5 protein-coding genes and 2 pseudogenes are annotated in these 7146 nt (G+C 67.4%); 6 read left to right on the top strand and 1 reads right to left on the bottom strand.

What is annotated here, in order from left to right; translation table 11 throughout:
- From ACFWF3_RS18290 to ACFWF3_RS18270, 5 genes and pseudogenes are all read left to right on the top strand, one after another.
- Window positions 1–272: pseudogene (locus tag ACFWF3_RS18290) on the top strand (mammalian cell entry protein); the annotation flags it as partial.
- Window positions 269–1576: an MlaD family protein gene (locus ACFWF3_RS18285; protein ID WP_379314570.1), complete on the top strand. Its 1308-nt coding sequence runs from the start codon at window positions 269–271 to the stop codon at window positions 1574–1576. The pseudogene ACFWF3_RS18290 and the gene ACFWF3_RS18285, both read left to right, overlap by 4 nt.
- Before the next feature lie 10 nt (window positions 1577–1586).
- A complete protein-coding gene (locus ACFWF3_RS18280; protein ID WP_378992893.1) occupies window positions 1587–2255 on the top strand; it encodes a hypothetical protein in 669 nt (222 codons plus the stop codon).
- A gap of 142 nt (window positions 2256–2397) precedes the next feature.
- A complete protein-coding gene (locus ACFWF3_RS18275) occupies window positions 2398–3921 on the top strand; it encodes a coniferyl aldehyde dehydrogenase (RefSeq protein ID WP_379314569.1) in 1524 nt (507 codons plus the stop codon).
- 73 nt (window positions 3922–3994) lie between these two features.
- On the top strand, window positions 3995–5662 hold the full coding sequence (locus tag ACFWF3_RS18270; RefSeq protein WP_379314568.1) for an acyl-CoA synthetase: 1668 nt from the start codon (window positions 3995–3997) through the stop codon (window positions 5660–5662).
- 117 nt (window positions 5663–5779) lie between these two features.
- On the opposite strand, the gene ACFWF3_RS18265 is transcribed toward ACFWF3_RS18270, so the two are convergent.
- Window positions 5780–6565 carry an SDR family oxidoreductase gene (locus tag ACFWF3_RS18265; RefSeq protein WP_379314567.1) on the bottom strand — a complete coding sequence of 262 codons (786 nt, stop codon included), beginning with the start codon at window positions 6563–6565 and terminating at the stop codon, window positions 5780–5782.
- Between the two features lie 168 nt (window positions 6566–6733).
- On the opposite strand from ACFWF3_RS18265, the pseudogene ACFWF3_RS18260 reads away from it, so the two are divergent.
- Window positions 6734–7146: pseudogene (locus ACFWF3_RS18260) on the top strand (cytochrome P450); the annotation flags it as partial.

Genomic DNA, 7146 nt, shown 5'->3' with positions numbered 1-7146 from the left:
CCGCGGGGCTCAACGACGCCATCCTGAATCCGAACGCGAGCCTGGCCGCGATGAACGCCATGCTGCCGACCATCATCAGGCTCTCCAGCGGAACCTCGGCGCACGGCGATGTCGATCTGCAGGACTTCGCGATCGGGGCGCTCGCCGACCCCGGCCACCAGGCCGATCCCGGCAACCGGATACCCGATGCGAGCGATTGGCAGGCACTGGTCGGTTCGCTCACCTACACCCTGCTCGCACTGCGCGAGCGCGTCCTCGGACCCGGCCGATGAGCGCCGTCGGCGGGCTCGCCGCACTCGGCTCGACGGTAGCGGATCTGCCCGCGCGACTGCTGGTCGGCGGGGTGCGCGGGGGACATCCCTACCGACTCGCGCTCTCCGCGGTGGCGTTGGCCATGGTCGCGGTCGCCGGTGCGACCTATCTGGTGTTCGGTGCGCTCGGCTTCGATCCCTCGGCCTCGACGATCGCGGTGCGGGTGCATCTGACCCAGTCCGGTGGACTGTTGCCCGGCCAAGACGTCACCTTGCGCGGTGTGCCGATCGGTGAAGTCCGGTCGGTCGAGTTCGAACCGGGCGGCGTGGTCGCGGTGGCCGGCATCGACGCCGATGTCCGGGTGCCCGACGACGGCACGGTCGACGTGACGAGTTTGTCCACGGCCGGCGAGCAGTTCCTCGACTTCCGGCCGACGCGCTCGACCGGGCCGTATCTGAGCGACGGCGCGGAGATCTCCGCGGACAAAACCTCCACGCCCACACCGCTGTGGCAGATGCTCGGCACGCTCGATTCGAGCTTGGCGCAAGTGGATCCGGCCCAGCTCGCCGCCGTGGTCGAGGAGCTCGGCGTCGGGCCGGAGGGACCGCGCAAGCTCACCGACCTCCTCGACGGCGGGATCTTTCTGGTGTCGACGCTGGATTCGGTGCTCCCGCAGACCGTCGCGCTGATACACGACAGCAAGACCGTGCTCTCGACCCTGGGCCGTGGATCGACAGGGCTGCAACGGTTCTCCGCCGACGCCGCGCACTTCATGCGTGGTGTCGAGGTGAAGACGGGCGGTTTCCCGGACTTCCTCGACGCGGCGCCGGGGACGCTCACCGCCTTGGACACCGTGCTGGCGGACAATTCCGCCGCGATGGTCGGTCTGTTGACCAACCTCTCGACGGTGGCTCAGGTGACGAACACCCGGGTACCGGCCATGCGGGAGTTCTTCTTCCCGACTCAGCGTGCCGGATCGGCCCTCGACGCGTTGGCGACGGTGATGCACGACGGCGGATTCTGGGGGCTGGTCAGCCTCTATCCGCGCTACACCTGCGTCTACGACCTGCCGCGCAAGCCGCCGTCGGTCGGTGACTATTCCGAACCGTATCTCTATACCTACTGCCCAGACGGCAATCCGTCGATCCTGGTCCGCGGCGCGGACAACGCGCCGCGCCCGCCGGGAGAACGCCTGCCCGGCCGTCCGCCCGCGGGCGAGCCGGCCGATCGCAGCGCCGACCCCACGCCGATCGGCCCCTGGTCGTTGCCCCTGCCGTTGCCGTTGGCCGAGTCCGGCCAGACGGTTCCCGCTCCACCCCGATGAGGAATCCGAGATGAACCAGAAGACCGACTCCACCGATAACCCGACCGCTGACGAGCCGACCACCGACGTCCCCGTGGAGACGAGCCAGGCGCAGTCCGCCGACCAGGCCGCGGACCCTGCCGCGAACGCGACGACCCCGGCCGCCGAACCCGAATTCGTGATGCCGTCCAAGTGGGCGATCCGTCGGATGATCGCGACAGTGATCTGGAAGAAGATCCGCATCCCGCTGCTCGTGCTGGTGGCGGTGGTGGCCGTGGTCACCGCGGCGATCCTCGGCTGGAAGCTGAAGCAGGACAACGACACCGACGCCGCGGCCGCCGCCGGGCTCGACGCCGCGCGGGCGTACGCGGTGACCTTGACCAGCGTCGACTCCGGCAACCTCGACCGCGATTTCACCGCGGTGCTCGACGGGTCGACGGGGGAGTTCAAGGACACCTATACGCGGTCGAGCGGGCAGTTGCGTCAGCTGCTGCTGGAGAACAAGGCGACCGGCAAGGGGACGGTGCTCGATGCGGCGGTGAAGTCGGCGACGCCGACGAAGGTCGAGGCGATCCTGTTCGTCGACCAGACGGTGACCAACACGGCCTCGCCCGATCCTCGCGTGGACCGCAGCCGGGTGATGATGACGATGGAGCTCGTCGATGGTCGCTGGCTCGCGAGCCGGGTGGCGCTGCCCTGACCTCCGCGCTGGTCACGCCCAGCCCGCGCAAACACTGTGCGGGCGGGAGTGTCGCTGTTACAGTTGGTATTACTGGAATGATATCTGTTGTCCGTTTATCTGTGTGTGCGACAGCGGGTTCGATGTGAGTGCGGAGGCGCGGATGTCACAGGTTGTCGGGTTGAGTGAAGCCGGTCGAACCGGTGAAACGACAGACCCGGATGAGCTGGTCGCGATCCTGGAACGACAACGCCAGTCATTCCTGCGTGAGGGCCCGGCATCGGCGGCCGTGCGGCGCGACCGGATCGACCGGCTGCTGGCCATGGTCCTGGACAATATCGACGACTTCGTCGAGGCGATGTCACGCGATTTCGGGACGCGATCGCGGACCGGGATGCTGTTCGCCGAGATCATGGGGATGCTCACCGCTTTCGAGCACACCCGATCACAGACCGAGCGATGGATGCGTCCGATCCGGCCGAACCGCCTCGCCCGGCTGTACGGCATCCGCACCGAAATCCATCCCTCGCCCCTCGGGGTGGTCGGCATCGTCGGCCCGTGGAACTTCCCGCTGCAACTGGTCGTCGTGCCCGCGGCTTCGGCGTTCGCCGCGGGCAACCGCGTGATGATCAAGATGTCGGAGATCACCGCGCACACCGCCGAACTGACCCGCTCGCTGGCTGGGCGCTATTTCCACCAGGACGAACTCGCGGTGGTGACCGGCGGGCCCGACATCGGCGCGGCTTTCACCCGGCTGCCGCTGGACCACCTCTTCTTCACCGGTTCGACCGGAGTCGGTCGCCTCGTGCAGCGCGCCGCCGCCGAGAATCTGGTCCCGGTCACCCTCGAACTCGGCGGCAAGAATCCCATCGTGGTCGGGCCCGACGCTGATATCGACCGTGCCGCGAACCGGATCGCACGCGCCAGAATGGTCAATGGCGGCCAGGTCTGTGTCTGTCCCGACTATGTTTTCGTTCCGGCGAGCCGGATCGAGCGATTCGTCGACAGCCTACGCACCGAATTGCGCGCCATGTTCCCGTCGATCCTGGACAACGACGACTACACGGCCTCGGTCGACACCGCCAACTACGACCGGGTGCTCGCCCTCGTCGACGATGCCCGAGCTCGGGGGGCCAGGGTGGAATCACTCGCACCGGCGGGCGAGGAGTTGCCAGATCCGGTCGCGCGGAAGATCGCGCCCACGCTGATCCGTGACGTCGACGACGACATGCGCATCGCTACCGAAGAGATCTTCGGTCCGGTCCTGTCGATTCGGCCCTACACCGATCTCGACGACGTGATCGACTACGTCAACGCGCGGCCTTCGCCGTTGGTCGCCTACTGGTTCGGTCCGGACCGCAAGGATTTCCGCAAGTTCGTCGACGGCACCCGCAGTGGCGGGATCGCGCGCAACGAATTCGCGATCCACATGTTCTCCGAGAACGCGCCCTTCGGCGGTGTCGGGCACAGCGGGATGGGCGCCTATCACGGGAAGACCGGCTTCGACACGTTCAGTCACCTGCGCACGGTGGCGGGGACCGATCTCCCGTTCGCCATCACCGGCAGAGCGGCGCCGCCCTTCGATCCGCGGACGGCGAAATTCATCGATCTGGCGTTGCGGGCCGCGCGCTGGCGTGCGGGACGTCGAGTGCGTGGACGCCTGCCTCGACGTGAGTCGACCAGCTGAGACGCCGTCTCCACTACTTCCACCACAACTTACGGGCGTGCGTGAGCGCACCACCGACTATCGAGGAGTTACGTTGTCCCCTTCCGCGACCGGGTCCGACTCGACGCAATTGACTCTTGTCGGCGCCGCCGACGCTGCCGCCGCGGCGCTCCCGGATCGGGACATCATCATCCAGGGCGACCACCGGCACACCTACGCGCAAGTGGCCGAACGATCCCGGCGGCTCGCGGCCTACCTGCATGTTCAGGGACTGGGATGTCACACCGAGCGTGCCGAGCTCGAACCCCACGAGGTCGGTCAGGACCTGCTCGGCATCTACGCCTACAACGGCAACGAGTATGTCGAGAGTTTGATCGGGGCGTTTCGCGCGCGCGTGGCGCCATTCAATGTGAACTACCGCTACGTCAAGAGCGAGCTCCAGCACCTGCTGGCCGATGCCGGCGCCACAGCGCTGGTCTACCACGCGACCTTCGCACCGCGGGTGGCCGAGATCCGGTCCGATCTGCCGCATCTGCGCGTCCTCATCCAGATCGCCGACGATTCCGGCAACGAACTGCTCGACGGGGCCGTCGACTACGAAACGATCATCGCCGCAACGGAACCGGTGGACCCGCCGGTGACGCCCTCACCGGATGATCTCTACGTGCTCTATACCGGCGGTACCACGGGGATGCCGAAGGGCGTGCTGTGGCGCCAGCACGACATCTACATGGCGGCCTGCGGCGGGCGCGACATCAACACCGGCACGCAGGTGAGTTCCTACGAGGAGATCGGCGCGCGCGCGGCGGCCAACCCCGGCGTCAAACTCATGCTGTTGCCGCCGCTGATCCACGGTGCGGCCCAGTGGGCGGTACTCACCGCCATGACGACCGGTCAATCCATTGTGTTCTCCCCGGTGGTGGATCGGATCGATGGCGCCGAGATCGTGCGGACGATCGAGCGCGAACGCGTCGCGATCGCCATCGTGGTGGGTGATGCCATGGCCAGACCGCTGCTCGCCGCGGTGGAATCGAAGACCGCCGATGTGTCCTCGCTGGCCGCACTCGCCAACGGTGGCGCGGTGCTCACGCCGCAGCTCAAACAGCAGTGGATCGAGGCGGTGCCGGGTTTGGTGGTGCTCGACGGCGTCGGATCGTCGGAAACCGGAACCCAGTTGCATCATGTCTCGGCGGCGGGCTTCGTCTCGACCGGAACATTCTCGGCGGGGCTGGACACCCGGGTCGTCGCCGAGGATTTCAGCACCGTCCTGGAAGCCGGCCATGACGGTCTCGGCTGGCTCGCGAAGCGTCAGTTCACCCCGCTCGGCTACAAGGACGACGCGGCCAAGACCGCGGCGACGTTCCCTGTCATCGACGGCGTGCGCTTCGTGCTGCCCGGTGATCGTGCGCGCCACCTCGAGAACGGCACGATCGAACTGCTCGGTCGCGATGCCGTCACCATCAACTCCGGCGGCGAGAAGATCTTCGCCGAGGAGGTCGAGTCCGCGATCGTCTCCCATCCCGCGGTCGCCGATGTGCTGGTGGTCGGGCGTCCGAACGAGCGATGGGGTCAAGAGGTCGTCGCGGTGGTGGAACTCGTGGCCGAGGCGACCGCTGATTTCGACGAGCTGGTAGGCCACGCGGCGCAGTCGCTCGCCCGCTACAAGCTGCCCAAGGCCGTGGTCTTCCGTTCCGCGATCAGCCGTAGCCCGGCCGGGAAAGCGGACTATCGCTGGGCGCGTGAACAGGTCACCGAACTCTGATCGAACGACCTCGGACGGCACCGATCTCGTGGTGGCGTCCGAGGTTTCGGCACGACATCTTGCGATCCCACCGCCCATACGGCACCACCGCACGTGGTGCCGTATGGGCGCAACGGGTCAGAGTTCGATGGCCGGACCGACGGTCAGCGGGGCCACGAATCCGCCGTCGACGTGAATGTCCTGGGCGTTGACCCAGCCGGATTCAGGTCCCGCGAGGAACGCGATCACGGGAACGATGTCGGCCACGGTGGCGTGCCTGCCGATGGTGGCCTTGACCGAGTCGAGCACTTCCTTGCCCATCGACGCTTCGAAGTCGGTGAGAATCGGCGTCTCGGTGGGGCCGGGGCTGACGGAGTTGACCCGGACGCCGAACTTCTGCCAGGCGGTCGGGGCCAGGCGCTTGGCGAAGATGATCGACGCTTGCTTCGACGTGCTGTAGACGGGGTACGCGGGGTCCTGCGTCGCCTGCCACCGCGCCACGGCGTCGGCATCGGTCGCCGCCAGCAGGCCCGCGAGATCGCCGATTCGCTGCTCCCAGCCGAGGGCGGCGACCGAGGCCACGGTGACGATCGCGCCGCCCTGGCGCAACAGCCCCAGCATGCCGGTGGTGAACAGCCGCATGCCGAGGTAGTTCACCCCGAGGACATCGGCCGCGGGCGCGGTGCCGGGCACGCCCGCGACGTAGGCCAGCGCGTCCCAGTCGGCCCCGATGCGCCCCAGCAGGGCCGCGATCTCGCCCGCGTCGCGCAGATCGCACTGTTCGTGCTGACTGGCGGGCGTGTCGTTCGCGTGCAGGTCGACCGCGAGTACGTGGTCTCCCCGCTCGTGGAAGTGCGTCGCGGTCGCCGCTCCGATGCCGGACCCTGCTCCGACGACGACGATCCTGCGCTGCTGGGCGACCATGGGTTCCACCGTTCTGATGCCCGATACGGCATCTGTTACAGAAAGCTTGACAGTAAGGGCAACTATAAATCAGTCTTGTGGGCGAGACAACGTCCTCGGCACGCTCTGTGTGTGCGATGGGGCGAGTGCCGGGATGCCGGCCGAGGAACGGAAAAGGTGCTGATAGTGATGCCGATCGTTGATGAGGCCGCGAACGTTCTGGCCGAACCTGCCGCCTACGCCGACGAGCCGCGCTTGCACGCCGCGTTGGCCGCGTTGCGGGCGGACAAGCCGGTGGCGCGCGTGGAAGTGGCCGGATACAAACCGTTTTGGGCGATCACCAAGCACGCGGATGTGATGGCGGTGGAGCGGGCGAATCGTCGGTTCACGAACTGGCCGCGTCCGGTGTTGATGACCGCGGAGTCCGACGAGATGCAAGCCGCCGTGGGGATCCGGACGCTGATCCATATGGACGATCCGCAGCATCGTGTCGTACGGGCGATCGCGGCGGAGTGGTTCGCGCCCAAGGCGATGAAGGCGATGGGTGAGCGGATCGAGGAGCTCGCGAAACGCTACGTGGATCGGATGCGGGACACAGGGGG

Source organism: Nocardia sp. NPDC060220 (genome assembly GCF_042727815.1).
GTDB lineage: Bacteria > Actinomycetota > Actinomycetes > Mycobacteriales > Mycobacteriaceae > Nocardia.
Note: the sequence above shows the minus strand (reverse complement) of the source record. Positions and strands in the feature narration are given on the sequence as shown.